Genomic DNA, 26,894 nt, shown 5'->3' on the forward strand with positions numbered 1-26,894 from the left:
AGCCAGACCCGCGGAGCACGGCGGCGGCCGTACGCGGATGCCGCCCGCCGCGGTCCGCCCGCCCGCCGTCGCCGACAGCGGCGGCGGCGGTCGGCCGCGGCTGACCGTGCCCGCCAGGCGTACGGTCCTGATCGCGCTGCTCGTGCTCACCGTGCTGCTCGGCGGCGGCACCTGGGCGGTCTACGGCTCCTCGTGGTTCCGGGCCGACCGGGTCGCGGTGTCGGGCGCCGCGGTGCTGACCCCGCAGCAGGTCCAGCGGGCCGCCGCCGTACCGCTCGGCGGCGCGCTGGTCTCGGTCGACACCGGCGCGGTCAGGAAGCGGCTGCTCAAGGCGCTGCCCCGGCTGAAGGACGCGCGGGTGGAGCGGTCCTGGCCGCACACGATCCGGGTCGAGGTGACCGAGCGCACCCCGTCCGCGATCCTCAAAAGCGGCGCGAAGTTCATCGAAGTCGACAAGGACGGTGTCAGGTTCGCCACGGTCGATCAGCAGCCGCGCGGAGTGCCGCTGGTGCAATTGACGCCCGATCAGACGGCGAGCTTTCGGCATTTCGGAACAAAGAGACTTCTGCAGGCCGCGATTACCGTCGCGGGCCGGCTGCCGGAATCGCTCAGCGGCCGGGCCACCGCGATCCGGGTGCGTTCCTACGACGCGATCACCGTCGAACTCACCGGTGGACGGGACGTGATGTGGGGCAGCCAGGAGGACGCCGCCGGCAAGGCGGCGGTGCTGACCGCGCTGATGAAGGCCGAGCCGGACGCCACCCACTACGACGTCAGTTCCCCCACCGCCCCAGCGGCTTCCGGAAGTTGACGTGTGCTTGACGTCCGGTTCGGTAGTGTTCGACCCCTGGGTCACCGAGCGGCCGCGTGATCACATAGGGTCAAAAGAAAAACGGGAGGTTCGGCGTGTTCGTTGAACCATCACCGCTTGTCGACTTAGTGTCTCGTCCCAAAGGAACACATGGGACAGGCATACTGGTAACCCTAAACCTCAGGGTCAGGGTTCGGAACGGCCCCGGCGAGCGTACCGACCGTCCCACACGATTCGTAAATCGAGGCGAGAGGCCTTCGACGTGGCAGCACCGCAGAACTACCTCGCAGTCATCAAGGTCGTCGGCATCGGCGGCGGTGGCGTCAACGCCATCAACCGGATGATCGAGGTCGGTCTCAAGGGCGTCGAGTTCATCGCGATCAACACCGATGCGCAGGCCCTGCTGATGAGCGACGCCGACGTCAAGCTCGACGTCGGCCGGGAGCTGACCCGGGGACTCGGCGCCGGCGCGAACCCCGACGTCGGCCGCAAGGCCGCCGAGGACCACCGCGAGGAGATCGAAGAGGTGCTCAAGGGCGCCGACATGGTCTTCGTCACCGCGGGCGAGGGCGGCGGCACCGGCACCGGCGGCGCCCCCGTGGTCGCCAACATCGCCCGCTCGCTCGGCGCCCTGACCATCGGGGTGGTCACCCGCCCCTTCACCTTCGAGGGCCGCCGCCGCGCCAACCAGGCCGAGGACGGCATCGCGGGGCTGCGCGAGAACGTCGACACCCTGATCGTCATCCCCAACGACCGGCTGCTGTCCATCTCGGACCGCCAGGTCAGCGTGCTCGACGCCTTCCGCTCCGCCGACCAGGTGCTGCTCTCCGGTGTCCAGGGCATCACCGATCTGATCACCACCCCGGGTCTGATCAACCTGGACTTCGCGGATGTGAAGTCCGTGATGTCGGAAGCCGGTTCCGCCCTGATGGGCATCGGCTCCGCCCGGGGCGACGACCGGGCGGTCGCCGCCGCCGAGATGGCGATCTCCTCACCGCTGCTCGAAGCGTCCATCGACGGCGCCCGCGGAGTGCTGCTGTCCATCTCCGGCGGCTCCGACCTCGGCCTGTTCGAGATCAACGAGGCGGCCCAGCTGGTCAGCGAGGCCGCCCACCCCGAGGCCAACATCATCTTCGGCGCGGTCATCGACGACGCGCTCGGCGACGAGGTCCGGGTCACCGTCATCGCGGCCGGCTTCGACGGCGGCCAGCCGCCCCCCAAGGGCAGCCGCGACAAGGCGCTGAACTCCCCGTACACGGGCCGCGACGACGCGGCGGCGACCGGCAGCGCCAGGACCGGCGCCCCCGGCGACCTCCAGCGCCCCGCGCCCTCCTTCGGCGGCCTGGGCAGCATCCCGTCCGCCACGCCCGGCGAGCGGGACCCGGAGCCGGTCGCCGAGACCCCGGCCAACCCGGTCACCCCCGTGGTGCCGCCGGCCCGGCCCTACCAGGACAGCGCGGCCGAAGAGCTCGACGTCCCCGACTTCCTGAAGTGACCGCCCGGACGTGATAGGGCACCGCACGACAGCGAACGGCGCGCACTTCGCCTTCACCGACCGGTGGGGCGGGGTGAGCGCCGTTCCGTACGACAGCCTCAACCTCGGCGGCGCGGTCGGCGACGACCCGGCCGCCGTCCTGGCCAACCGCGACCGGGCCGCCCGCGCGCTGGGCCGCGACCCGGGCCGGGCGGTGTGGATGAACCAGGTGCACGGCCGCGACGTGGTCCTCGTGCGCGAGCCGTGGGGCGCCGCCCCCGTGCCGGACGCCGACGCCATGGTCACCACCCGCCGCGATCTGACCCTCGGGGTGCTCACCGCGGACTGCGTCCCGGTGCTGCTCGCCGACCCGGCGGCCGGGGTGGCCGCCGCCGCGCACGCCGGACGGCCGGGTATGACCGCCGGGATCGCCACGGCCGTAATTGAGACGATGATCACACAGGGCGCCGATCCGGGTCGCACAACGGCCGTGCTCGGCCCGTCGATTTGCGGTAAATGCTATGAAGTGCCCGCCGCGATGCGGGACGAGGTCGCCGCGGTCGAACCGGCCGCGTACGCCGAGACGAGTTGGGGTACGCCGGCGGTCGACGTGGCTGCCGGGGTGCGGGCGCAACTGCTGCGCGCCGGGGTGCGCGCGGTCCAGGGCCCGGCGGCGTGCACGCTGGAGTCCGCCGACCACTTCTCCTACCGCCGTGACGGGGCCACCGGGCGGCTGGCCGGCTACGTATGGCTGGACGGTGCCGAGTGAGCGACGCGAAAGGGTTGGACGGAGTGGCAGGTGACGAGGCCGGCGGGGGCCGCGGAGGCGAGCTCGCGGCGAATCTCGCCCGGGTCGAGCAGCGGATCGCCGACGCCTGCTCGGTCGCGGGGCGGGACCGCAAGGAGGTGACCCTCATCGTGGTCACCAAGACCTACCCGGCGAGCGACGTACGGCTGTTGGCCGGGCTCGGGGTCCGCGAGGTCGCGGAGAACCGCGACCAGGACGCCGCGGACAAGGCCGCCGAGACCGCCGATCTCCCGCTCAGCTGGCACTTCGTGGGCCAGTTGCAGACCAACAAGGCCCGGTCCGTGGTCCGTTACGCTGATCATGTGCACTCCGTCGACCGGCTCAGACTGGTCACGGCGCTGTCGTCGGCGGCAATCGCCGCCGGGCGACAGGTCGGTTGCCTCGTCCAGGTCGCCCTGGACGCGGAGGCGGGGGACCGGGGGGAGCGCGGCGGGGTGGCACCCGGCGCGGTGCCCGCGCTCGCCGACGCACTCGCGTCCGCTCCCGGGCTCCGGCTCGACGGGCTGATGACGGTGGCGCCGCTGGCCGGGGCGTACGCGGGTCAACCCCGCGCCGCCTTCGACCGGTTGATGGAAATCTCATCCGGCCTGCGCGAGACGCATCCGGCTGCCACCATGGTCTCGGCAGGGATGAGCCAGGATCTCGACGAAGCGGTGACCGCCGGAGCGACACATGTACGCGTCGGAACGGCGGTACTCGGAGTCCGTCCCGGGCTCCGGTAACGTCACCAACAAGTCGGACCACAGCATAAATATGGTGTGGCGGCCGTCCCCGAGGCGGCCGAGGACCGCAACCCCGCTGAGAGGACGCAGAGCATGGCCGGCGCGATGCGCAAGATGGCGGTCTACCTCGGCCTCGTGGAGGACGACGGATACGACGGCCCGGGCTTCGACCCGGATGACGAGTTCGAGCCGGAGATGGCCGCGCCCCCCGCGCGTGCCGCCGCCGAGCAGGAACGCGCTCCCCGCCGCCCGCACAGCCAGCACGTGCCACCGAGCCAGCACCAGCCGCAGCAGGTCGAGCCGCCCCGGCTCGTGCACGCCCCGGCACCCCGCGAACCGCGGATCGCCCCCGTGGCGTCCATCACACCCGAACGTCACAGCCTGGAGAAGAACGCACCGGTGATCATGCCCAAGGTCGTGTCGGAACGCGAGCCGTACCGGATCACGACACTTCACCCCCGGACCTACAACGAAGCCCGTACCATCGGGGAACACTTCCGCGAAGGCACCCCGGTGATCATGAACTTGACGGAGATGGACGACACGGACGCGAAGCGACTTGTCGACTTCGCGGCCGGTCTGGTCTTCGGCCTCCACGGGAGCATCGAGCGGGTGACGCAGAAGGTCTTTCTGCTGTCGCCTGCTAACGTCGATGTCACGGCGGAGGACAAGGCCCGGATCGCCGAGGGCGGGTTCTTCAACCAGAGCTGAGTGAAACGCAACCGTAGGGACCGGCCAACAGGCCGACGAGCAGGGGAGAGGGAAGCGCGATGAGTGTCGCACTCCAGGTGCTGTACATCGCGTTGTACTGCTTCCTCTTTGTGCTGATTTTCCGATTGGTGATGGATTACGTCTTCCAGTTCGCCCGTTCATGGCACCCTGGGAAGCCGATGGTGGTGGTCCTGGAGGGCACCTACACTGTCACCGATCCGCCGCTCAAGCTTCTGCGGCGGTTCATCCCGCCGCTGCGCCTCGGGGGCGTGGCGCTCGACCTGTCCTTCTTCGTATTGATGATCATCGTTTACATCCTGATCTACGTTGTTGGGAGCTTCATGTGAACGGTGCAAGCTCCCGATATGTCGACGATCACGTTGAGGTGAAGAGATGCCGTTGACCCCCGAGGACGTTCGGAACAAGCAGTTCACGACCGTCCGCCTCCGAGAGGGCTATGACGAGGATGAGGTCGACGCCTTCCTCGACGAGGTGGAGTCGGAGCTGACCCGACTGCTCCGCGAGAACGAGGACCTGCGGGCCAAACTGGCCGCAGCCACTCGTGCCGCCGCCCAGAATCAGCAGGGCATGCGCAAGCCGGAGCCGCAGGACCGACCGGTCCCCGCTGCCATATCCGGTCCGCAGCCTGTGCAGCAGCAGATGCCCCAGCAGCAGATGGGCCCGCCGCAGCAGCAGGGCGGCATGCCGCAACTGCCGCCCGGCCCCAGCTCGCAGCAGCAGGGTCCCGGTCCGATGGGCCAGCACCCGATGCAGCAGCAGGGACCTGGCCCGATGGGTCAGCACCCGATGCAGCAGCAGGGTCCCGGTCCGATGGGCCAGCACCCGATGCAGCAGCAGGGACCTGGCCCGATGGGTCAGCACCCGATGCAGCAGCAGGGGCATCCGATGCAGCAGCAGGGCCCCGGCGGCGACAGTGCCGCCCGTGTGCTCTCGCTCGCACAGCAGACCGCCGACCAGGCCATCGCCGAGGCCCGGTCCGAGGCCAACAAGATCGTCGGTGAGGCACGCAGCCGCGCCGAGGGCCTGGAGCGGGACGCCCGCGCCAAGGCCGACGCGCTGGAGCGGGACGCCCAGGAGAAGCACCGTGTCGCGATGGGCTCGCTGGAGTCCGCCCGCGCCACGCTGGAGCGCAAGGTCGAGGACCTGCGCGGCTTCGAGCGGGAGTACCGCACGCGGCTCAAGTCCTACCTGGAGTCCCAGCTGCGCCAGCTGGAGAACCAGGCGGACGACTCGCTCGCCCCGCCGCGCACCACTCCGGCCGCCCCGTCCCTGCCTTCCGCGTCCGCCATGGGCGGGAGCATGGGCAACGGATCCATGGGCAACGGCTCGATGGGGAACGGCTCCATGAGCAACGGCATGAGCGGAATGGCTCCCGCCGGAGCCGGTGCGATGGGGCACAACGCCTCGGCGCCCTCCTACGGTGCCGGTGGCGGCCAGGGCATGGGCGGCCACACCCCCGGCCCGACGTACGGCGGCCAGCAGCAGATGTCGCCGGCGATGACCCAGCCGATGGCGCCGGTCCGTCCGCAGGGCGGCCCCTCGCCGCTCCAGCAGGCGCCGACGCCGATGAGGGGTTTCCTCATCGACGAGGACGACAACTAGCCGCTGCGGCGCGCTTCTCAGGGCCGGGCCTCCCGGGGATTCCTCCCCCGCGGAGGCCCGGCCCTTTTGTGCCCCGGCCCTTGTGCGTCCCCGGCTCTTCTACGGCCCGTTCACGCGTCCCGGACGCGCCTGCGCGTGAGCCCGGACGTGGGACCGCGCGTCAGGGGGGCGCCCGGGAAGGGCGCCCCCCTGACGGCGGAGAGGTCAGGCCTTGCGCAGGTGGAAGGTCAGGCCCAGCGGCTCATCGGTGAAGGCGGCGCCGAAGCCGTCGTCCGGCCCGCCCTCGGCGAAGTCCGGCGCCAGCACCTCCTCGGCGATGAGCGCGGAGTGCGCGCCCAGCGCCTCGGCCAGGTCCGCGCGGTCCGTGGCATAGCGGACCGCGATCCTGTCGGCCACGTCGAAGCCGCTGTTCTTGCGGGCCTCCTGGACCAGCCGGATCACATCCCTGGCCAGGCCGGCGAGCCGCAGCTCCGGGGTGATCTCCAGGTCGAGGGCGACCGTGGCGCCGGAGTCGGAGGCCACCGACCAGCCCTCGCGGGGGGTTTCGGTGACGATGACCTCGTCAGGGGTGAGGACGACGTCGTCGCCGTCCACGACCACCGTGGTGGTGCCGCGCTCCCGCAGGTCCGCGGACAGGGCCGCCGCGTCGGCCGCGGCCACCGCCGCCGCGACCGCCTGGACGCCCTTGCCGAACCGCTTGCCCAGCACCCGGAAGTTCGCCTTCGCGCTGGCGTCCACCAGCGAACCGCCGACCTCGGACAGCCCGGCCAGCGACGAGACGTTCAGCTCCTCGGCGATCTGCGCGCGCAGTTCCTGCGACAGGTCCTCGAAGCCCGCGGCGGCGACCAGCGCGCGCGACAGCGGCTGCCTGGTTTTCACCCCGGACTCCGCCCGGGTCGCCCGGCCCAGCTCGACCAGCCGCCGCACCAGCAGCATCCGCGCCGAGAGCGCCGGATCGATCCTGCCCTCCTCGACCGGCGGCCAGGACGCCAGGTGCACGGAGTCCGGCGCGTCCGGGACCACCGGCACCACCAGGTCCTGCCACACCCGTTCGGTGATGAACGGCACCAGCGGCGCCATCAGCCGGGTCACCGTCTCGACCACGTCGTGCAGTGTGCGCAGCGCCGCCGCGTCGCCCTGCCAGAAGCGCCGCCGCGACCGGCGTACGTACCAGTTGGACAGGTCGTCCACGAAGGCCGACAGGAGCTTGCCCGCCCGCTGGGTGTCGTACGACTCCAGCGCGTCGGTGACGTCGCGCACCAGCACGTTCAGCTCGCCGACCAGCCAGCGGTCCAGCAGTGGCCGGTCCTCGACCGCGGGGTCGGCGGCGGACGGCGCCCAGCCGGAGGTGCGGGCGTAGAGCGCCTGGAAGGCTACGGTGTTCCAGTAGGTGAGCAGCGTCTTGCGCACCACCTCCTGGATCGTGCCGTGCCCGACCCTGCGGGCCGCCCACGGGGAACCGCCGGCCGCCATGAACCAGCGCACCGCGTCGGCGCCGTGCTGGTCCATGAGCGGGATCGGCTCCAGGATGTTGCCCAGGTGCTTGGACATCTTGCGGCCGTCCTCGGCCAGGATGTGGCCCAGGCACACCACGTTCTCGTACGCGGACCGGTCGAAGACCAGCGTGCCGACCGCCATCAGCGTGTAGAACCAGCCGCGGGTCTGGTCGATCGCCTCGGAGATGAACTGCGCCGGGTACGTCCGTTCGAAGACGTCCTTGTTGTGGTACGGGTAGCCCCACTGGGCGAACGGCATCGACCCCGAGTCGTACCAGGCGTCGATGACCTCGGGCACCCGGGTGGCGGTGCCGCCGCAGGTGCCGCACGGGAAGGTCACCGCGTCGATGTAGGGCCGGTGCGGGTCGAGCCCCGACTGGTCGGTGCCGGTCAGCTCGGTCAGCTCGGCCAGCGAGCCGACACAGGTGAGGTGGTCCTGCTCGCAGCGCCAGATCGGCAGCGGGGTGCCCCAGTAGCGGCTGCGGGACAGCGCCCAGTCCACGTTGTTGTCCAGCCAGTCGCCGAAGCGGCCGTGCTTGACCGACTCCGGATACCAGTTGGTCCGCTCGTTCTCCCGCAGCATCGCGTCCTTGACCGCGGTGGTCCTGATGTACCAGGACGGCTGCGCGTAGTACAGCAGCGCGGTGTGGCAGCGCCAGCAGTGCGGATAGCTGTGCTCGTACGGCACATGGCGGAACAGCCGCCCGCTGGAGCGCAGTTCGGCGACCAGCGCCTCGTCGGCCTTCTTGAAGAACACCCCGCCGACCAGTGGCACGTCCGGCTCGAAGGTGCCGTCCCTGCGCACCGGGTTGACCACCGGCAGCCCGTACGCGCGGCACGCCTTGAGGTCGTCCTCACCGAAGGCGGGGGACTGGTGCACCAGGCCGGTGCCGTCCTCGGTGGTCACGTAGTCGGCGTTCAGCACGAAGTGCGCGTCCGGGATGTCCACCAGGTCGAACGGCCGGTCGTACGTCCAGCGCTCCATCTCGCGGCCGGTGAAGGCCTCCCCGGTCGCGGTCCACCCCTCGCCCAGCGCCTTGCCGAGCAGCGGCTCGGCGACCACCAGCTGCTCGGCGCCGTCGGTGGCGACGACATAGGTGACGTCCGGGTGCGCGGCGACCGCGGTGTTGGACACCAGGGTCCACGGTGTCGTCGTCCACACCAGCAGCGAGGCGCGGCCGGCCAGCGGGCCGCCGGTCAGCGGGAAGCGCACGTAGACCGACGGGTCCACGACTGTCTCGTAGCCCTGCGCCAGCTCGTGGTCCGACAGGCCGGTCTGGTCGCGCGGACACCAGGGGGCGACCCGGTAGTCCTGCACCAGCAGGCCCTTGCCGAAGATCTGCTTGAGCGACCACCACACCGACTCCACGTACTCCGGGTCCATGGTGCGGTACGCGTGGTCCAGGTCCACCCAGTAGCCCATCCGGGTGGTCAGCTCGGTGAAGGCGTCGGTGTGCCGGGTCACCGAGGCGCGGCACTTCGCGTTGAACTCCGCGATGCCGTAGTCCTCGATGTCCTGCTTGCCGGTGAAGCCCAGCTCCTTCTCCACGGCCAGCTCGACCGGCAGGCCGTGGCAGTCCCAGCCCGCCTTGCGGGTCACATGGTGGCCCTGCATCGTCTTGAAGCGCGGGAAGACGTCCTTGAAGACCCTGGCCTCGATGTGGTGGGCGCCGGGCATGCCGTTGGCGGTGGGCGGACCCTCGTAGAACACCCAGTCGGGCATGCCGCGGGTCTGCTCGACCGAGCGGGCGAACGTCCTGCGCTCGCCCCACAGCGCCAGCACCTCGTGTTCGAGGGCGGGCAGGTCCACCTGCGCGGGCACCTGGCGATACTGCGGCTGACTCATCGGGGACTTCCTCCGGCGGACACTGGGACAGACTCCGTCGAAGGGACGAGGGCGCCGACGCGCTCCCGCGGTACCACCCTTCTTGGCGGTGGAGGACTTCCCACCGCCCCCTCATTAGGGGTCAGCGATGCCGGTTCTACTCGCCCGAGGGCTTTCTTCCGGCGGCTCCGGGCTGATCTTCACCCCGCGCACACCCCCGGGCTTCCACCGTCCCCGGGTCGCTCATGGCTGCGTGCGGCGCTACTCGTCCCATCCACGCGGTTCGCTGCCGCCCAGTGTACGGGGGTGCGGGGCGCCGCGTCGCCGCGGTTCGCGCTGCCCGCCGGGGAGGGGGCCGGGCGGCCCGGCTGACCCGAATGGCCTGCTCCGCGCGCCAGGCAGGCGCCCGGCACCCATCGTTGCGGCAAGGTACCGGAATACCTGGCGGTGAGCTGGGCACAACGGATGCAGACCTTTCTGCCCTGCCGTCAGGCGGTGCCCCGTTGTCGCCGCGGGTCCGGAGCGGATCGCCGCGGGCAGGAGTGGTGGTCGGGAGCGTGCCGCGGGCAAGCGCGCCGGTCGGTATGGGTCCAAGACGGGAGCTGGCACTGTGGGTGTGGAGAAGACTGCGGCCGGTTCGGCCGCCAGCGGCGTGCCGGCGGCGCGCGAGGCCGCCGAGGCCGAGGCGCTCGCGGTGCTGCCGGGCGAGGACCCGTGGACCGCGGCCGAGGTCGAGGAGGCGAGAGCCGAACTGGTCTCGGAGGTCGAACGGCTCAAGGCCGAGATCGCGTCCTCCGAGGCGGCCGTCGCGGGCATGCTGCGCGACTCCTCCGACAGCGGCGGCGACGAGGTCGACACCGGCGCGAAGAACATCAGCCGCGAGTCGGAACTGGCGCTCGCGGCGAACACCCGCGACATGCTGCTCCAGGCCGAGCACGCGCTGCAACGGCTCGGCGAGGGCACGTACGGCCTGTGCGAGGTGTGCGGCAACCCGATCGGCAAGGCCAGGATGCAGGCCTTCCCCCGGGCGACGCTGTGCCTGGACGACAAACAGCGCCAGGAGCGCCGATGACCCGCTCCCGGGGTGTGCCGTACCCTCGTCACCAGGCGGGCGACGGAGCACATACGGGCTGAGGGCTGAGGGACCACGTGACGGAAGCGGAGCGCATCATCATCACGCCGGACGACGACATCCCGGGTACGACCGGGGAGTCCGAGCCGACCGGCGCTGCCGAGCCGTCCGTGGCGTCCGAGTCCGAGCCGTCCGGCGCCCCCGAGCGGACGGCCGCCGGCCGCAGGCGCCGCGTCCTGGTGCTGATCGGCGTCGCGGCCGTCGCGTACCTGCTCGACCTGCTGTCGAAGATCTGGGTGGTCACCAGCCTGGAGAACCACGCCCCGATCAGCGTCTTCGGCCACTACCTGCGGCTGGACGCGATCAGGAACGCCGGCGCGGCCTTCGGCCTCGGCCAGGGCATGACGATCGTCTTCACGGTGATCGCGGCCGGCGTGATCGTGGTGATCGCCCGGCTGTCCCGGCGGCTCTACAGCGTGCCGTGGGCCATCGCGCTGGGCCTGCTGCTCGGCGGCGCCTTCGGCAACCTCACCGACCGGGTCTTCCGCGCCCCCGGCGGCTTCCAGGGCCGCGTGGTGGACTTCATCGCCCCGGCCCACTTCGCGGTCTTCAACCTCGCCGACTCCGCCATCACCTGCGGCGGCGTGCTGATCGTGCTGCTGTCCTTCCGCGGCATCGACCCGGACGGCACCCGCCACCGCGACTGAGCGCCCGCCCGCCGCGTCCGACGGCCCCCCGCCCGCCCGCGCGGGCGGAGGGGCCGCGCCGGGTCCTGCATACTCGTCGGGTGAGTACCGTTCCCGAAGTCCGCTCCCTGCCCGTGCCCGACGGCCTCGAAGGCGAGCGGGTCGACGCCGCCCTCGCCCGTATGTTCGGCTTCTCCCGGACCAAGGCCGCAGAACTGGCGGCCGGGGGGAAGGTGTCGCTCGACGGGTCCGTGGCGGGCAAGTCGGAGCGGGTGCACGGCGGGGCCTGGCTGGAGGTCGAGATGCCCGCGGCCGCGGCCCCGGTGCGGATCGTCGCCGAGCCGGTCGAGGGCATGGAGATCGTCCACGACGACGACGACATCGTCGTCATCGTCAAGCCGGTCGGTGTGGCCGCCCACCCCAGCCCCGGCTGGACCGGCACCACCGTGATCGGCGGCCTGGCCGCGGCGGGCTACCGCATCTCCACCTCCGGCGCCGCCGAGCGCCAGGGCATCGTGCACCGCCTCGACGTGGGCACCTCGGGCCTGATGGTGGTCGCCAAGTCGGAGCGCGCGTACACCCGGCTCAAGCAGCAGTTCCGCGACCGGGTGGTGGACAAGCGCTACCACGCCCTGGTCCAGGGGCACCCCGACCCGATGAGCGGCACGATCGACGCCCCCATCGGCCGGCACCCCACCCATGACTACAAGTGGGCCGTGATCGCCGACGGCAAGGCCTCGGTGACGCACTACGACCTCATCGAGGCGTTCCGCTCCGCCAGCCTGCTGGACATCAAGCTGGAGACCGGCCGTACGCACCAGATCCGGGTGCACATGTCCGCGCACCGCCACCCTTGCGTCGGCGACATCACCTACGGCGCCGACCCGACGATGGCCAAGCGGCTCGGCCTGACCCGGCAGTGGCTGCACGCCAAGCGGCTGGGCTTCGAGCACCCGGCGGACGGCGAGTGGGTGGAGTTCGAGAGCGGCTACCCCGACGACCTCCAGCACGCGCTGGACACGGTACGGGAGGACAGCAGGTGATCTCCCCGGACCTCGCCGTACGGGTGGTCGCGGCGGACGACGCCGAGGCCATGGCCGCGGTGCACGCGATCCGGCACGAGGTCTTCGTGGTGGAGCAGAACGTGCCGGCCGAGCTGGAGTGGGACGGCAAGGACGACCGGGCGGTGCACGCGCTGGCCCCCGGCGCCGGCACCGGACGGCTGCTGCTGGGCGCGGACGCGGCGGCCAAGAACGGCGGCGACCGGGACATCGCGGTGCTCGGCAGGCTCGCCGTGCTCAAGGCCGCCCGCGGTACCGGACGTGGCGCCCTGCTGGTGCGCGCCCTGGAGGACGAGGCCGCCGGGCTCGGCCTCGCGGGCGTCTACCTGGAGGCCCAGGTCCACGCCCTCGGCTTCTACCGCAAGCTCGGCTATACCGCGTACGGCCCGGAATTCCAGGACGCCGGCATCGCCCACCGCGCCATGCGCCGCACCTGGCGGCCGTAGCGGGGTCCCGGGCGCCGCACCGCTCCCGCCGGCCGTGGCGAGGCGGCCGGGCCGCCCCGGTGTGCGCGGGATCACGCGGGCCATGCGGCGCGTCCCACGGCCGCGGCGGCCCCTCATGGCACTGTGACGTGCGTGGATCAGCTCGCCCTGTTCTTCTCGCTCATGCTCGCGGCCGTCGTGATGGTCCCGGTCGCGGAGCGCGTCAACCTGCCGTCGCCGGTGCTGATGACGCTGCTCGGCGGGGTGCTCGCGCTGATCCCGCAGGTCCCCAACGTCCAGATCGACCCGGACCTGATCCTGCCGCTGGTGCTGCCGCCGCTGCTGTACGCCGCGGTGCAGCGCACCTCGTGGCGGCAGTTCGCGGCCAACCGGCGGGCGATCTTCCTGCTCGCGGTGGCGCTGGTCTTCGTCACGACCGCGGCCGTCGCCGCGGTCGTGGACGCGGTGGTGCCCGGCATCACCCTTGCCGCGGCCTGCGCGCTCGGCGCCCTGGTGGCGCCGCCCGACCCGGTGGCGGCGACCGCGGTGGCCGGGGCGCTCGGGCTGCCGCGCCGGATGATCTCCATCCTGGAGGGCGAGGGGCTGTTCAACGACGTCACGGCGATCGTGCTCTACCACGTGGCGGTGGCCGCGGTCGTGTCCGGGCACTTCTCGCTGCCGCACGCCGTCCTCGAACTGGTGCTGTCCGCGGTGGTCGCGGTCCTCGTCGGGCTGGTGCTGGGCTGGGGCACCAACAAGCTCATGGGAGTGGTGGGCGACCCGACGCTGCAGATCGGCCTGTCGCTGCTGGTGCCCTTCGCCGCCTACGCCCTCGCCGAGGAATTCGCCGGCTCCGGCGTCCTCGCGGTCCTCACCAGCGCCCTGTTCCTCGCCGAGAACGCCTTCGCCGCCGACGACGTGACCGCCAGGCTGGCCGGCACCACCTTCTGGCAGATCGTCGACACCCTGGTCACCGGGATCGCCTTCGGGCTGATCGGCCTCGAACTGCACCATGTGTTCAGCGTCAGCTCGGGCAGCTGGGGCACGATGACCCGGCACGCGGGCCTCGTGGTGGCCGTGGTGATCGGCGTACGGCTGCTCTATCTGCTGCCGGCCGCGTGGGTCGCCAGGAAGCTGCACAAACTGCGGGACATGGACGAGGACATCCCGATGACCTGGCGGGAGACCGTCATCATGTGGTGGTCGGGGATGCGCGGGGTGGCCTCGGTCGCGCTGGCGCTGGCCATCCCGCTGAAAACCGACCACGACGGCCCGTTCCCGGCCCGCGCGGAACTGCTCTTCATCGCCTTCGCGGTGGTGCTCGCCACCCTGGTCATCCAGGGCCTCACCTTGCCCTGGCTGGTCAAGCGGCTCGGGGTGAGCAGCGACATCGACGCGGAACACGCCCTGGAGCACGCCCTCGCGGTCCGCGCCATGGCCGCCGCCCGCGCCAGGCTCAGGGAGATCGAGCGGAGCGAGCCGATCGACGAGGACCTGTCGGAGATGCTGCACCGCAGGGCCTTCGACCTGGGCGCCCGCATCTCGCCCGACATCGTGGACGACGAGCGCCGAGAGTCGCACGCCCGCCGGGTCAAGAGGGTCAAGGCGCTGCGCCGCATCCAGGACGACATGATGTCCGCCGCCCGCCACGAGGTGCTGGCCGCCCGCAGCGAGGCGGGCAACGACCCGGAGGTCGTCGACCGGGTCCTGCGCCATCTGGACCTGCGCTCGATACGCGGCGACGTACGCGGCTGAGCCGCCGGCCGGCCCCCGCGGTCAGCGCTTGCCCGGTCCCGGGCCGAGGCCGGCGGTGTCCGGCAGCGGCGCCGGGGCCCGGTCCCGCGCCGCGTCCCGCCGGCCCGGCGCGTCCGAGGTGCTGAGCCGCGGCAGCGCGTACGGGTGCTCGCAGCGCAGCCAGTCGATCAGCTGCTCGCGCACGATGCAGCGCAGGTCGAAGATGTCGCCGGCGTCCTTGGCGGTGACCAGCGCCCGCAGCTGGATGGTGGTCGGGGTGGTGTCGATCACCACCAGACCCCACGCCCTGCGGTCCCACTCCTGCGTCTGCTCCAGGATCTCCAGCAGCCGCTTGCGCATCCCGTCGACGGGCGCCGAGTGGTCGAGGTGGAAGAAGACGGTGCCGGTCATCCGCGCGTCGCCGCGCGACCAGTTCTCGAACGGCTTGCTGGTGAAGTACGACACCGGCATCGTGATCCGCCGCTCGTCCCAGGTGCGCACGCTCAGGAACGTCAGGGTGATCTCCTCGACCGTTCCCCACTCGCCGTCCACCACCACGGTGTCGCCGATCCGCACCATGTCGCCGAAGGCGATCTGCAGCCCGGCGAAGAGATTGCCCAGCGTGGACTGCGCCGCCACACCGGCGACGATGCCGATGATGCCGGCGGACGCCAGCATCGAGGCCCCGACGGTACGCATCGCGGGGAAGGTGAACAGCATCGAGGCGATCGCGATCACCCCCACGATCGCGGTGAACACCCGCTGGATCAGCGTCGACTGGGTCCGCAGCCGGCGGATCTTCGCGACATCCCTGGAGACCGCGGCATAGCGGGCGTAGGAGGAGTCGGTGACGGCGGTCGCGACCCGGACCGTCAGCCACGCGGTGGCGCCGATCAGCACCAGCGTGAGGCCCTGCCCGACGGTTGCGCGATGCTCGGCCGCGATGCGCACCGTGCGGTAGGCGCCGCGCAGCATCGCCGTGCACAACGTCACCTGCAACGGCAGCCGGCAGCGGCGCAGCAGGTGCCACAGCGGCGTCTCGGGGTGCCGGGCGTCCGCCGCGCGAAGCGTTCTGTCGACGACGAGGCCCAGAACAACGGTCAGCGTGACCACTGTTCCCACGACGAGTACAGGTCGCAACGCGCCTTCCATGGTCACCTCTTCGCTCCTCAGTCCCAATGGCACTATGGACGCGTACCCGACCAGCCGAAGGAAACCCTGTGACGATTGTCCTGTTCCACTCCACGTACGGGCTGCGACCGGCCGTGCACAGCGCCGCCGACCGGCTGCGCGAAGACGGGCACGAGGTGGTGGTGCCCGACCTCTTCGACGGCAGGACCGCGGACAGCACGGAGGAGGGCATGCGGCTCAGGGACGACATCGGCAGGGAGGAGCTGCTGCACCGGGCGGTGACCGCGGCGGCGCCGTATTCCGAGCGGGGCGTGGTCTACGCGGGCTTCTCGCTGGGCGGCTCGATCGCGCAGAATCTCGCGCTGGGCGACGAGCGGGCCCGCGGGCTGCTGCTCCTGCACGGCACGTCGGACATCGCGGAGGGCGCGGCCACCGACATCCCGGTGCAGCTGCACGTCGCGGACCCCGACCCGTTCGAGCCCGACGACTGGCTGAACGCCTGGTACCTGGGGATGCGCAAGGCCGGCGCCGACGTGGAGATCCACCGCTACCGGGGCGCGGGCCATCTCTACACCGACCCGCAGCTGGCCGACTACGACGCCGAGGCCGCGGAGCGCACCTGGGCGATCGCGCGGGACTTCCTCCGGGAGCTATAGCCCGCCGGAGGAGCCCCGCGCACCGCGGCTACTTCTTGAGCTGCGCCTCGAAGGCGGACATCACCTGGTCCGAGGTCAGGCCCGGCACCTTCACCGGCGTGCCGTTGACCACGACGTAGGGGGTGCCGCCCTGCACCACGTCCTGCGGCGCGGTGTCGTACTTGTGGCTCATCGTCAGGGCCCACTTGTCGAAGGTGCCCTTCTTCACCGCGTCGGAGAACTTGGCGTTCCCCTTGAGCGCCGGGACCTTCTGCGCCAGCGAGATCAGCTTGTCGGCGCTGTTGAACTCGTCCTTCTTCTCGTCCGGGTGGACGTCCTTGGAGTACAGCAGCTTGTGGTACTGCTCGAAGGCGTCGAGCGAGACGTTCAGCGCCGCGCCCATGGCGCTGAGCGACTTCTTGGAGCCGGAACCGCCCTGCACGTCGTCCAGGAACGTCGCGAAGGTGTAGTCGATCTGGTACTTGCCGTCCTTGGCGCCCTGGAGCACCGCGTCACCGGCCGCCTGCTCGTAGCCCGCGCAGATCGGGCAGCGCAGGTCCTCGTACTCCTTGACGACGTTCTTGTTCTTCGGGTCGCCGACGATGACGGTCGTGCCGTCGGTGCCCGAGGTGTTGGCCGGCTTGACCAGGGTGTTGTCGGCGGCGTCCGACCAGTAGCTGGGCTTGTTCATCTCGTTGACGGCGTAGGCGACGCCGCCGGCTATTGCCAGCAGGGCCACGACGCCGCCGCCGACCAGCAGCTGCCGGCGGACCTTGGCCTTCTTGGCCTCCTTCTCGCGCTGGGCGCGCAGCCGCTCGCGGGCGGCGTCCTTGCTGGCCTTGCTGTTGCGGTTGCTCATGACGGATCTCCGTGAGTACGCGTGGTGAGTGGGGGGTGTACCGGTCCTGCGGTCAGAGGGCGACCGGGACGGGCGGACCACGGGTCACGACGGCGTGGTGCGGCCAGCGGGCGGCGGGGGCTCCCGCGGCGGCGCTCCGGGCGGCGGGGCGCACCCGGCGCGGCAGGCCGGTGCGGGGGCCGCGGACGGCGGCCACCGCGAACAGCAGCGGGCGGAAGGCGGCAAGGCCGACGGTCCGCAGCACCTGGTGCAGGGCCGCCTCACCGCGCCGCAGCCACCAGGCGGCCAGCAGGCCCACCGAGACGTGCGCGGCCAGCAGCAGCCAGGGCAGGGTGCCCGCCTGCATTCCCGCGGCGGTCTCGGCGCCGCCCTGCACCGCGGACAGCGGGGTGGCGGGCGCGGGGCCGACATGGCCGCCGTGGCAGAGGAAGGCCTCGTTGAACGACCGCCACGAGCCGGTCACCGGCCCGCCGGACGGGCCGTAGCAGGCCTGCTGCCCGGTGGTCAGCAGCGTGTCCACGGCCAGTTCGAGCGGCACCATCAGGCCGGCCAGCGTCCAGAAGCCGCACTCGGGCCGGGCGGTGACCAGATACGCCAGCGCGAAGACCGCGGCGAAGGCCCCGGCCACCGCGGGCAGCGGCAGCGGGGCCTTGGCCATCAGGACGTGCGAGGTCGAGGAGAGCGTGACGCACAGCGCGGCGAAGAGGGCAGCACGCAGTGCCCTCAGCCGCGGTCGTATCGCCTCCATGGCGACAGAGTGTGCCACGCGTACCTGTATGTGTGACCTAAGAGCGGGCAACGGATGTGGTACGCGGGGCGTCCTGGGACCGCTGCAGGCCCGGTATGCGGCCGTTGCGGAAAAGGTCCACGAAGATCCGGTGGTCCGCGCGGACCCGGTCGCCGTAGGAGTGCGCGAAGTCCACCAGCATCGGCGCGAAGCCCTCCTCGTCCGCGCCGATCACCTCGTCGATGGCCTTCTCGGTGGAGAACGGCACCAGCGAGTGGCCGCTGTCGTCGTCCGCGGCGGCGTGCATCGTCGCCGTGGCCCGGCCCAGGTCCGCCACCACCGCCTCGATCTGCGCCGGGTCGTCCAGGTCCGACCAGTCCAGGTCCACCGCGTACGGCGACACCTCGGCGACCAGCTGCCCGGTGCCCGCCAGCTCGGTCCAGCCCAGCCACGGGTCGGCGTGCGCCTGCAGCGCCCGCTGCGAGACGACCGTGCGCTGGCCCTCGTGCAGGAAGTAGCCGCGCACCGCGGGGTCGGTGATGTGCCGCGAGACCGCCGGGGTCTGGCCCTGCTTCATGTAGATGACGACGTCGTTCTCCAGCGCGTCGGTGGTGCCTTCGAGCAGCAGGTTGTACGACGGCAGGCCCGCGCTGCCGATGCCGATCCCGCGCCGGCCGACCACGTCCTTGACCCGCAGGCTGTCCGGGCGCCCCCTGCTGGCCGCGGGCAGCGTCTCCAGGTACGACCCGAAGGCGGTCAGCACCGCGCCCCGGGTGGCCGCGTCCAGCGGTATGGCGCCGCCGTCCGCGGTGAAGCGGCGGTCGTGGTCGTGCACCTCGGTCAGCGAGTCGAGCAGTCCCACCCGGGTCCGGGTGCGGGCGCTGCGCAGGGCGCCGAGCAGCGGGCCCTGCGCGGTGTCCAGGGTGAGCTGCGGCACCGCCTCGCCCTTGGCCAGCAGCCGGACGCGCTCGCGGTAGGCGTCGGCGTAGACCGTCACCAGGCGGCTGATCATGTCGTCGCCGAGCGCCTTGACGTAGCCCAGCAGCGCGACCGAGGCGGCGAAGCGCTTGAGGTCCCAGGTGAAGGGGCCGACGAAGGCCTCGTCGAAGTCGTTGACGTTGAAGACCAGCCGGCCGTTGGCGGCCAGGTAGGTGCCGAAGTTCTCGGCGTGCAGGTCGCCGTGGATCCACACCCGGCCGGTGCGCTCGGTCACATAGCGCCCCTGGTCCTGCTCGCCGTGCAGGTCGGCGTAGAACAGGCAGGCGGTGCCCCGGTAGAAGGCGAAGGCCGAGGCGGCCATCTTGCGGAATTTCACCCGGAAGGCCGCGGGGTCGGCGGCGAGCAGCTCGCCGAAGGCGGTGTCGAAGACGGAGAGGATGTGCTGCCCGCGCGGGCCGTCGCCCGTAGTGATGTCTGCCACGACAGGGGGGACGACGCGGGCGCCCGGATGGTTGCCTGCCGGCCGGGGCACGGCGGCGGCTGCCGCCGCCGGGTCGCGGCCCGCGCTGTCGTACCCGGGTCGTAGACTCACCGACGCCGCCAGACAACCCGTTCCGATGGCCCGTTCTCGCCGGAGGTGTCGCCGCCTTGACCGATCAGCCCTTCACTCATCTGCACGTCCACACCCAGTATTCGCTGCTGGACGGAGCGGCGAGACTGAAGGACATGTTCAAGGCGTGCAACGAGATGGAGATGAGCCATGTGGCCATCACCGATCACGGCAATCTGCACGGCGCCTACGACTTCTTCCACCAGGCCAAGGCCGCCGGTGTGACCCCGGTGATGGGTATCGAGGCGTATCTGGCGCCCGAGTCGCGGCGGTACAACAAACCGGTCAAATGGGGCGCCCCGCACCAGAAGGGCGACGACGTGTCCGGCGCGGGCGCGTACACCCATATGACCATCTGGGCGCGCGACCGGGTCGGGCTGCACAACCTCTTCCGCGCCCAGTCCCGCGCGGCCTTCGAGGGCTACTTCCGCAAGCCCCGGATGGACCGCGAGCTGCTCAGCGAGCACTCCGAGGGCCTGATGGCCACCACCGGCTGCCCCTCGGGCGAGGTCTCCACCCGGATCCGGCTGGGGCAGATGGACGAGGCGATCAAGGCCGCGTCCGAATACCAGGACATCTTCGGCAAGGAGAATTTCTTCGTCGAGATCATGGACCACGGCATCGACATCGACCGCAGGGCCAGGGACGGCCTGATGGAGATCTCGAAGAAGCTCAAGGCGCCGTTCGTGGTCACCAACGACTCGCACTACACGTACGCGGAGGAGTCGTCCGCGCACGACACCCTGCTGTGCATCCAGACCGGCTCGAACATGACCGACCCCGGCCGCTTCAAGTTCGACGGCTCCGGCTACTACCTCAAGTCCGCCGCCGAGATGTACGCCATCGACTCCTCCGACGCCTGGCAGGAGGGCTGCCGCAACACCCAGCTGCTGATCGCCGACCGGGTCGACACCGAGGGCATGTTCCAGTTCAGGAACCTGATGCCGAAGTTCGACGTGCCCGAGGGGTACACCGAGGTCACCTGGTTCCGCGAGGAGGTCGCCCGCGGCATGAACAGGCGCTTCCCCGGCGGCATCCCCGAGGACCGGCAGAAGCTCGCCGACTACGAGATGGACACCATCGTCCAGATGGGCTTCCCCGGCTACTTCCTGGTGGTCGCCGACTTCATCATGTGGGCGAAGAACAACGGCATCGCGGTCGGCCCCGGCCGCGGCTCCGCGGCCGGCTCGATCGTCGCGTACGCCATGGGCATCACCGACCTCGACCCGGTCCCGCACGGGCTGATCTTCGAGCGGTTCCTCAATCCCGAGCGCGTGTCCATGCCCGACGTCGACATCGACTTCGACGAGCGCAGGCGCGGCGAGGTCATCCGCTACGTGACCGAGAAGTACGGCTCCGACAAGGTCGCCCAGATCGCGACCTACGGCACCATCAAGGCCAAGGCCGCGATCAAGGACTCGGCCCGGGTGCTGGGCTACCCGTTCTCGATGGGCGACCGGATCACCAAGGCGATGCCCGCCGACGTCCTCGGCAAGGGCATCCCGCTGTCCGGCATCACCGACAAGGACCACCCCCGCTACAGCGAGGCGGGCGAGGTCCGGGCGATGTACGAGAACGAGCCCGACGTCACCAAGGTGATCAACTCGGCGAAGGGCATCGAGGGCCTGGTCCGGCAGATGGGCGTGCACGCGGCCGGTGTGATCATGTCCGCCGAGCCGCTGATCGACCACGTGCCGATCTTCTCGCCGAAGAACGACGGCGCCGTCGTGACCCAGTGGGACTACCCGAGCTGCGAGTCGCTCGGCCTGCTCAAGATGGACTTCCTGGGCCTGCGCAACCTGACGATCATGGACGACGCGGTCAAGTCGATCAAGGCCAACAAGGACATCGACATCGACCTGCTGTCGCTGCCGCTGGACGACCCCAACACCTACGCCCTGCTCGGCCGCGGCGACACGCTCGGCGTCTTCCAGTTCGACGGCGGACCCATGCGCGCCCTGCTGCGCATGATGAAGCCCGACAACTTCGAGGACATCTCCGCCGTCTCGGCCCTCTACCGGCCGGGCCCGATGGGCATGAACTCGCACATCAACTACGCCCTGCGCAAGAACAAGCAGCAGGAGATCACCCCGATCCACAAGGAGCTGGAAGAGCCGCTCCGCGAGGTGCTGGAGGTGACCTACGGCCTGATCGTCTACCAGGAGCAGGTGCAGAAGGCCGCCCAGGTGCTGGCCGGCTATTCACTGGGCCAGGCCGACCTGCTGCGCCGGGCGATGGGCAAGAAGAAGAAGGAGGTCCTGGACAAGGAGTTCATCCCCTTCCAGGCCGGCATGCGCGAGCGCGGCTACTCCGACCAGGCCATCCAGGCGGTCTGGGACGTCCTGGTGCCCTTCGCGGGATACGCCTTCAACAAGGCGCACTCCGCCGCGTACGGCCTGGTGTCGTACTGGACGGCGTATCTCAAGGCGAACTACCCGGCCGAATACATGGCGGGTCTGCTGACGTCGGTGAAGGACGACAAGGACAAGATGGCGCTCTATCTCAACGAGTGCCGCCGGATGGGCATCAAGGTGCTGCCCCCGGACGTCAACGAGTCCAACGCCAACTTCACCCCGCGCGGCGACGACACGATCGTTTTCGGCCTCACCGCCGTCCGCAACGTCGGGCAGAACGTGGTGGAGTCCGTGGTCAAGTCCCGCAAGGCCAAGGGCCGCTACGGGAGCTTCCCCGACTTCCTCGACAAGGTCGAGGTGGTGGTCTGCAACAAGCGGACGGTCGAGTCGCTGATCAAGGCCGGCGCCTTCGACACCATGCAGCACACCAGGCGCGGCCTGACCGAGCACTTCGAGACGATGATCGACAACGTGGTGCAGGTCAAGCGCAAGGAGGCCGAGGGCCAGTTCGACCTCTTCGGCGGCATGGGCGAGGGCGACGCGGACGACGGACCCGCCTTCGGCATGGACGTGGTCTTCTCCGACATCGAGTGGGACAAGACCTATCTGCTCGCGCAGGAACGCGAAATGCTCGGACTGTACGTGTCCGACCACCCGCTGTTCGGCATCGAGCACATCCTCGGCGACAAGACCGACGCCGCGATCGCCGCGCTGGCCGGCGACTACCAGGACGGCGCGATCGTCACCATCGGCGGCATCATCTCCGGGCTCCAGCGCAAGATGACCAAACAGGGCAACGCCTGGGCGATCGCCACGGTCGAGGATCTGGCCGGCTCGGTGGACTGCATGTTCTTCCCCGCCACCTATCAGCTGGTGTCCACCCAACTGATGGAGGACGCGGTCGTCTTCGTCAAGGGCCGGCTCGACAAGCGCGAGGACATCCCGCGGCTGGTCGCGATGGAGCTGATGGTCCCCGACCTGACCGACGTGGGCACCAACGCGCCGGTGAGCATCTCCATCCCGACGGTCAAGGTCACCCCGCCGCTGGTGGCCAGGCTCGGCGAGGTGCTGGCCAGCCACAAGGGCAACACCGAGGTGCGGGTGCGGCTGCAGGGCGCACGGACCACCACCGTGCTGCGGCTCGACCGGCACCGGGTGACCGCCGATCCCTCGCTCTTCGGCGACCTCAAGGCCCTGCTGGGCCCGGCCTGCCTGGGCGCGGGCCAGCAGGCGGGCTGACCCGGCGGGCGCCCGCCGCCGGCCCCGGTGGCGGGCCGCCCGTCCAACGGGCGCGGGGGCGCCCCGGAAGGGACACCCCCGCCTGTGCCGAACCGCCGGTGCGGCAGGCTCAGTTGTGGCCGAACCGCTTCTGCTGCTTGCGCGGCACCTGCGTGGAGGCCGGCGTCATCTGCTCGTCCGCGTGGCGGCTCCTGGCCTGCTCCTGCTCCTGCGCGGAGGAGTTGCGCTGCTGGTCCTGGTTCTGCTCGGACCGGCGGTTCTGGTTCGGGTTCTGATTCCGGTTCTTGGCCACTGTCCTGCCTTCCTGATGAGGGGATGTCGGCCGAACGGCCTGCCGCCCTGCGGGCTTGGCGCCCAGCGGGCTCGCGGCCGAGCGGCCGCCATCAGATTTGCACGGGAGTACGAAGCGCGCATTTCGGGCAGTTGGGTGGGGTAGGAGTGACGCAAAACGACCGACCGCCACGCCGAAGATCGTGTTCGAGCTCATAACGCCCCGGCATTCGGGCAGACTCGGTGAGACCTGGGAGGATTCAGGGCCGAGGGGGCGACCGGAAGAGGTGCGATATGGACCGCTGCGTCGTCCTGGTGGACGCCGGATATCTACTGGGCGCAGCAGCAAGCCTTCTGGCCGGTGAGCCGTCTCGTTCCCGGATCATCGTTGATCATGCCGCTGTCGTGGCTGGCCTGCGGGAAAGGGCCGAGCGCGAGACCGGGCAGCCGCTGCTGCGGATCTACTGGTTCGACGGAGCACCCGACCGGGTTCCGCAACCCGAGCACCGGAGGCTGCGGGTGATGCCCCGGGTGACCGTACGCCTCGGCGCGCTCACCCGGACGGACGGCCGCTGGGCGCAGAAGGGCGTCGACGCCGCCATGCACGCCGAACTGTCGGAACTCGCCCGCAACCGGGCCTGCTCCGACATCGTCCTGGTGACCGGTGACGGCGACCTGCTGCCCGGCATGATGTCCGCCAAGGAGCACGGCGTCGCCGTCCACCTGTGGGCCGTACAGGCCGCGGACGGCGACTACAACCAGTCCGAGGACCTGGTCGCCGAGGCCGACGAACGCCGGGTGCTGGACCGCGAGTGGATCACCGCCGCGATCCGGGCCAGGGACGGGATCTGCCTCCCGGCGGGCGGCACCCGGCCCGGTATCGGCCCGGAGATCGCCGCGATCCTGTCCGCGCCGCTGCCCGAGTCCGCCACCGGGACGTCCCGCCAGGAGCCGCACCCCGCCCACCCCCCGCATCCCTCGGAGAACGGCACCGCGCCCGCGGCCGAGCCGGCGGAACCCGCCGGGACCGGCGGCAAGGGCGTACCCACCCCCAAGGACCTGGCCGGCCTCGGCAAGCCGCACCCCGCGCCGGCCACCCCGCACCCCGCCCCCAGCGCCACCCTGCGCTGGTCCTCGGACAAGGGCTGGACCGACCGGGGCGCCGGCGGACCCGACGTCCCCGACACCAGCGGCCTGCCCACCCTGGCCCAGCTCACCACCGCCGAGCAGCGCTGGGCGGACCGGGAGGCCGACATCACGGCGGTCAGCGGCGATCCGTACGAGGTCGGCCAGGTCTTCGCCCGCCGCTGGACCGCCCGCCTCACCGACTCGGGGCAGCTCCAGCAGCTGTCCACCCACTACCCGCGGGTCCCGCACCGGATCGACGGCGAGCTGCTGCGGTACGCCGCCCGCTTCGGCCTGCTCGCCCACAAGGACGACCAGATCGACGAGCACGACCGGTACGCGATCAGGGCCGGGTTCTGGCGCGAGGTCGACACCCGCACCGGCGTCGAGCACAGCCCGGGCGCCGACTGACCCGGCCGCGGGCCCGCGCGGCGGCCCCGGCCGGCCCGGTGCCCGCCGCGCGAAGATCGCCGCGGGCCCCCTCGGGCAACCCCCGTTGCGGCACAAGCCGTCCGCGCCGCGTAGTCTCGATCCTCGTGAACACGGGCACGGAGGACAAGGCGCCCCAAGCGGTCGCCTCGGCCCGCGACACGGTCTGCACCGTGCGCGGACTGATCAGGACGTACCCGGCCGGCTCCGGCGCGCGCCGCCCGGGACCGCGCCGCCGCGGCCCCGCCGCCGAGCCCGCGGCCGTACGCGCCAGCGACGGTATCGACCTCGATGTGCGGCGCGGCGAGCTGTTCGGCATCCTCGGCCCCAACGGCGCGGGCAAGACCACCCTGGTACGCCAGCTCACCGGCCTCCTGCGGCCGGACGCCGGCAGTATCGACCTGCTCGGCCACGACCTCGTACGCCACCCCGACCGGGCCGCCCGGCTGATCGGCTACCTCGGCCAGGAGTCCACCGCACTCGACGAGCTGACCGTGTCGCTCGCCGCCGAGACCACCGGCCGGCTGCGCGGCCTGGACGCGGCGGCGGCCCGCGCCGCCAGGGACGCCGTCCTGGACGAACTCGGCCTCGGCCCGATCGCGTCCCGCCCGATCAAACGGCTCTCCGGCGGCCAGCGCCGCCTGGCCTGCTTCGCCGCGACACTGGTGGGGGAGCGGCCGGTCCTCGTCCTGGACGAGCCCACCACCGGCATGGACCCGGTCGCCCGCCGGGCGGTCTGGGCCGCGATCGGCCGCCGCAGGGCGGAGAACGGCGCCACGGTGCTGCTGGTCACCCACAACGTCATCGAGGCGGAGAACGTGCTCGACCGGGTCGCCGTGCTCGACCAGGGCCGGGTCATCGCCTGCGACACCCCCGCCGGGCTGCGCGCCCTGGTCGCCGACGAGGTACGCCTCGACCTGGTGTGGCGCACCGACCCGCCGCTCGACCTGCCCGAGATCGCCGCGCTGCGGCCGCTGGCCGACATCTCGGGCCGCCGCTGGACCCTGCGCCTCCCGCACGACCGGGCCCGCGCCACCGTCGCCGACGTCACGGGCGGCCCCGCCTACGCGGCCCTGGACGACTTCACCTTGGCGACCCCCAGCCTGGAGGACGTCTACCTGGCCCTGGGCGGCCGCGCGAAGGGCCTGGTGAAGTCATGACCCCGGCACTGTCCTTCCGCGCCGGGTCCCGCCGCTCCCGGGCCGGTACGGCCACCGGGCCGGGGGGCCGCCGCTGTGTCCGTGCCGGTTCGCTCTCCAGGCCGGGAGGCCGCCGATGACCGTCGTCGCACACGCCGGGGCCGACCGGGCCGGTGCCGCAGCCGCCGACACGGGCGGGCCGGCGCCGCTCGCGCCGCGGGCGCGGCTGTGGCCCGCCCTCGGCGCCGTCTACCGGGCGCAGCTGTCCCGCGCCCGGGTCGCGCGGATCCCGCTGCTGTTCGTGGCCTCCTTCCAGTCCGTCGGGATCATGGTCATGATGCGCGGGGTCGTCGACGCGGGCGACGGCGAGGCGGCGCGGGCCGTCGTCGCCGGGTCCAGCGTCCTGGTCGTGGCCTTCGTCGCCCTCAACCTGCTCGCGCAGTATTTCGGGCAGCTACGGGCCTCCGGCGGCCTCGACCACTACGCCACCCTGCCGGTGCCGCCCGCCGCCGTCGTCCTGGGCGCGGCCGGCGCCTACGCGTCCTTCACCGTGCCCGGCACACTGATCACCGCGATCGTCGGCTGCGTGCTCTTCCACCTCACGCTCACCACCTTGTGGGTACTGGCCGTGGTGGTTCCGCTGGCGGGCGCCGCCCTGGCCGGGCTCGGCGCGGCCCTCGGGCTGCTCGCGCCCCGGCAGGAGATCGCCACGCTGTTCGGCCAGCTCGGCATGTCCGCGGCGCTGCTGCTCGGCGTGCTGCCCGCCTCGCACCTGGCCGAGCCCATCCGCTGGGTCCGCGACCTGCTGCCGTCCACCTACGGCGTCGAGGCCTTCGCCCGCACGCTGGGCGGCAGCGCGGGTACGGACTGGGCCGCGGTCCTCGGCGACCTGTCGGTGTGCGCCGCCGTCGGCGTCGTCTCGCTCGCCGTCGCCACCTGGGCCTACCGCAGGGCCGCCCGCCGGTGAGGCATCGCACAGCCGGACCTGG

At 71.5% G+C, this 26,894-nt stretch carries 23 protein-coding genes; 17 read left to right on the forward strand and 6 right to left on the reverse strand.

Annotated elements, in window-relative coordinates; all coding sequences use genetic code 11:
* The first annotated feature begins 37 nt into the window (after positions 1-37).
* From OHA86_RS28570 to OHA86_RS28600, 7 genes are all read left to right on the forward strand, one after another.
* Positions 38-811, forward strand: coding sequence for a cell division protein FtsQ/DivIB (locus OHA86_RS28570; RefSeq protein ID WP_443072027.1), 774 nt, complete (start codon positions 38-40; stop codon positions 809-811).
* A gap of 262 nt (positions 812-1,073) precedes the next feature.
* Positions 1,074-2,306: a cell division protein FtsZ gene (ftsZ, locus tag OHA86_RS28575; protein WP_329179785.1), complete on the forward strand. Its 1,233-nt coding sequence runs from the start codon at positions 1,074-1,076 to the stop codon at positions 2,304-2,306.
* A gap of 10 nt (positions 2,307-2,316) precedes the next feature.
* A complete protein-coding gene (gene pgeF, locus OHA86_RS28580; protein ID WP_329179787.1) occupies positions 2,317-3,054 on the forward strand; it encodes a peptidoglycan editing factor PgeF in 738 nt (245 codons plus the stop codon).
* Between the two features lie 23 nt (positions 3,055-3,077).
* Positions 3,078-3,815 carry a YggS family pyridoxal phosphate-dependent enzyme gene (locus tag OHA86_RS28585; RefSeq protein ID WP_329179788.1) on the forward strand — a complete coding sequence of 246 codons (738 nt, stop codon included), beginning with the start codon at positions 3,078-3,080 and terminating at the stop codon, positions 3,813-3,815.
* A gap of 93 nt (positions 3,816-3,908) precedes the next feature.
* Positions 3,909-4,526 (forward strand): cell division protein SepF, encoded by a 618-nt coding sequence (locus OHA86_RS28590; RefSeq protein ID WP_329182588.1) that lies wholly within the window; start codon positions 3,909-3,911, stop codon positions 4,524-4,526.
* 59 nt (positions 4,527-4,585) lie between these two features.
* Positions 4,586-4,873 (forward strand): YggT family protein, encoded by a 288-nt coding sequence (locus OHA86_RS28595; RefSeq protein WP_073497265.1) that lies wholly within the window; start codon positions 4,586-4,588, stop codon positions 4,871-4,873.
* A 46-nt stretch (positions 4,874-4,919) separates the two neighbouring features.
* Positions 4,920-6,149, forward strand: coding sequence for a DivIVA domain-containing protein (locus OHA86_RS28600; protein ID WP_329179791.1), 1,230 nt, complete (start codon positions 4,920-4,922; stop codon positions 6,147-6,149).
* A gap of 204 nt (positions 6,150-6,353) precedes the next feature.
* On the opposite strand, the gene ileS is transcribed toward OHA86_RS28600, so the two are convergent.
* On the reverse strand, positions 6,354-9,491 hold the full coding sequence (gene ileS, locus OHA86_RS28605; RefSeq protein ID WP_329179793.1) for an isoleucine--tRNA ligase: 3,138 nt from the start codon (positions 9,489-9,491) through the stop codon (positions 6,354-6,356).
* Between the two features lie 595 nt (positions 9,492-10,086).
* On the opposite strand from ileS, the gene OHA86_RS28610 reads away from it, so the two are divergent.
* The 5 genes from OHA86_RS28610 (at position 10,087) to OHA86_RS28630 (ending at position 14,469) form a co-directional block, all read left to right on the forward strand.
* A complete protein-coding gene (locus OHA86_RS28610; protein ID WP_329179794.1) occupies positions 10,087-10,542 on the forward strand; it encodes a TraR/DksA family transcriptional regulator in 456 nt (151 codons plus the stop codon).
* Positions 10,543-10,619: 77 nt separating this feature from the next.
* On the forward strand, positions 10,620-11,249 hold the full coding sequence (gene lspA, locus OHA86_RS28615; RefSeq protein ID WP_329179796.1) for a signal peptidase II: 630 nt from the start codon (positions 10,620-10,622) through the stop codon (positions 11,247-11,249).
* A gap of 80 nt (positions 11,250-11,329) precedes the next feature.
* Positions 11,330-12,271: an RluA family pseudouridine synthase gene (locus OHA86_RS28620; RefSeq protein WP_329179798.1), complete on the forward strand. Its 942-nt coding sequence runs from the start codon at positions 11,330-11,332 to the stop codon at positions 12,269-12,271.
* A 50-nt stretch (positions 12,272-12,321) separates the two neighbouring features.
* Positions 12,322-12,735 (forward strand): GNAT family N-acetyltransferase, encoded by a 414-nt coding sequence (locus tag OHA86_RS28625; RefSeq protein WP_329182589.1) that lies wholly within the window; start codon positions 12,322-12,324, stop codon positions 12,733-12,735.
* Positions 12,736-12,867: 132 nt separating this feature from the next.
* On the forward strand, positions 12,868-14,469 hold the full coding sequence (locus tag OHA86_RS28630; RefSeq protein ID WP_329179800.1) for a Na+/H+ antiporter: 1,602 nt from the start codon (positions 12,868-12,870) through the stop codon (positions 14,467-14,469).
* A 21-nt stretch (positions 14,470-14,490) separates the two neighbouring features.
* Here the strand turns inward: OHA86_RS28630 and OHA86_RS28635 are convergent, their stop codons facing one another.
* A complete protein-coding gene (locus OHA86_RS28635; protein ID WP_329182590.1) occupies positions 14,491-15,600 on the reverse strand; it encodes a mechanosensitive ion channel family protein in 1,110 nt (369 codons plus the stop codon).
* A gap of 26 nt (positions 15,601-15,626) precedes the next feature.
* Here OHA86_RS28635 and OHA86_RS28640 point away from each other — a divergent pair, with 26 nt between their 5' ends.
* Positions 15,627-16,235, forward strand: a complete 609-nt coding sequence (locus OHA86_RS28640; RefSeq protein ID WP_329179801.1) for a dienelactone hydrolase family protein — start codon at positions 15,627-15,629, stop codon at positions 16,233-16,235.
* A 28-nt stretch (positions 16,236-16,263) separates the two neighbouring features.
* On the opposite strand, the gene OHA86_RS28645 is transcribed toward OHA86_RS28640, so the two are convergent.
* Genes OHA86_RS28645 through OHA86_RS28655 form a run of 3 tightly spaced genes read right to left on the reverse strand, consistent with a single transcriptional unit; the run spans position 16,264 to position 19,220 of the window.
* Positions 16,264-17,073 (reverse strand): thioredoxin domain-containing protein, encoded by an 810-nt coding sequence (locus OHA86_RS28645; protein ID WP_329179804.1) that lies wholly within the window; start codon positions 17,071-17,073, stop codon positions 16,264-16,266.
* A gap of 52 nt (positions 17,074-17,125) precedes the next feature.
* Positions 17,126-17,821 (reverse strand): hypothetical protein, encoded by a 696-nt coding sequence (locus OHA86_RS28650; RefSeq protein ID WP_329182591.1) that lies wholly within the window; start codon positions 17,819-17,821, stop codon positions 17,126-17,128.
* 37 nt (positions 17,822-17,858) lie between these two features.
* On the reverse strand, positions 17,859-19,220 hold the full coding sequence (locus tag OHA86_RS28655) for a DUF2252 domain-containing protein (protein ID WP_329179806.1): 1,362 nt from the start codon (positions 19,218-19,220) through the stop codon (positions 17,859-17,861).
* A 167-nt stretch (positions 19,221-19,387) separates the two neighbouring features.
* Between OHA86_RS28655 and dnaE the strand changes: the two genes are divergently transcribed.
* The gene (gene dnaE, locus OHA86_RS28660; RefSeq protein WP_329179807.1) at positions 19,388-22,942 is read left to right on the forward strand and encodes a DNA polymerase III subunit alpha; all 3,555 of its coding nucleotides are present in this window, start codon (positions 19,388-19,390) and stop codon (positions 22,940-22,942) included.
* Between the two features lie 109 nt (positions 22,943-23,051).
* Here the strand turns inward: dnaE and OHA86_RS28665 are convergent, their stop codons facing one another.
* Complete coding sequence (locus OHA86_RS28665) at positions 23,052-23,234, reverse strand: hypothetical protein (RefSeq protein WP_329179809.1); 183 nt, start codon at positions 23,232-23,234, stop codon at positions 23,052-23,054.
* A gap of 272 nt (positions 23,235-23,506) precedes the next feature.
* Between OHA86_RS28665 and OHA86_RS28670 the strand changes: the two genes are divergently transcribed.
* From OHA86_RS28670 to OHA86_RS28680, 3 genes are all read left to right on the forward strand, one after another.
* Complete coding sequence (locus OHA86_RS28670; RefSeq protein WP_329179810.1) at positions 23,507-24,748, forward strand: NYN domain-containing protein; 1,242 nt, start codon at positions 23,507-23,509, stop codon at positions 24,746-24,748.
* A gap of 125 nt (positions 24,749-24,873) precedes the next feature.
* On the forward strand, positions 24,874-25,926 hold the full coding sequence (locus OHA86_RS28675; RefSeq protein ID WP_329179811.1) for an ABC transporter ATP-binding protein: 1,053 nt from the start codon (positions 24,874-24,876) through the stop codon (positions 25,924-25,926).
* 115 nt (positions 25,927-26,041) lie between these two features.
* On the forward strand, positions 26,042-26,872 hold the full coding sequence (locus OHA86_RS28680) for an ABC transporter permease (RefSeq protein ID WP_329179813.1): 831 nt from the start codon (positions 26,042-26,044) through the stop codon (positions 26,870-26,872).
* Positions 26,873-26,894 lie beyond the last annotated feature (22 nt).

Origin of the sequence: Streptomyces sp. NBC_01477, from assembly GCF_036227245.1 — a bacterium.
Lineage (GTDB): Bacteria > Actinomycetota > Actinomycetes > Streptomycetales > Streptomycetaceae > Actinacidiphila.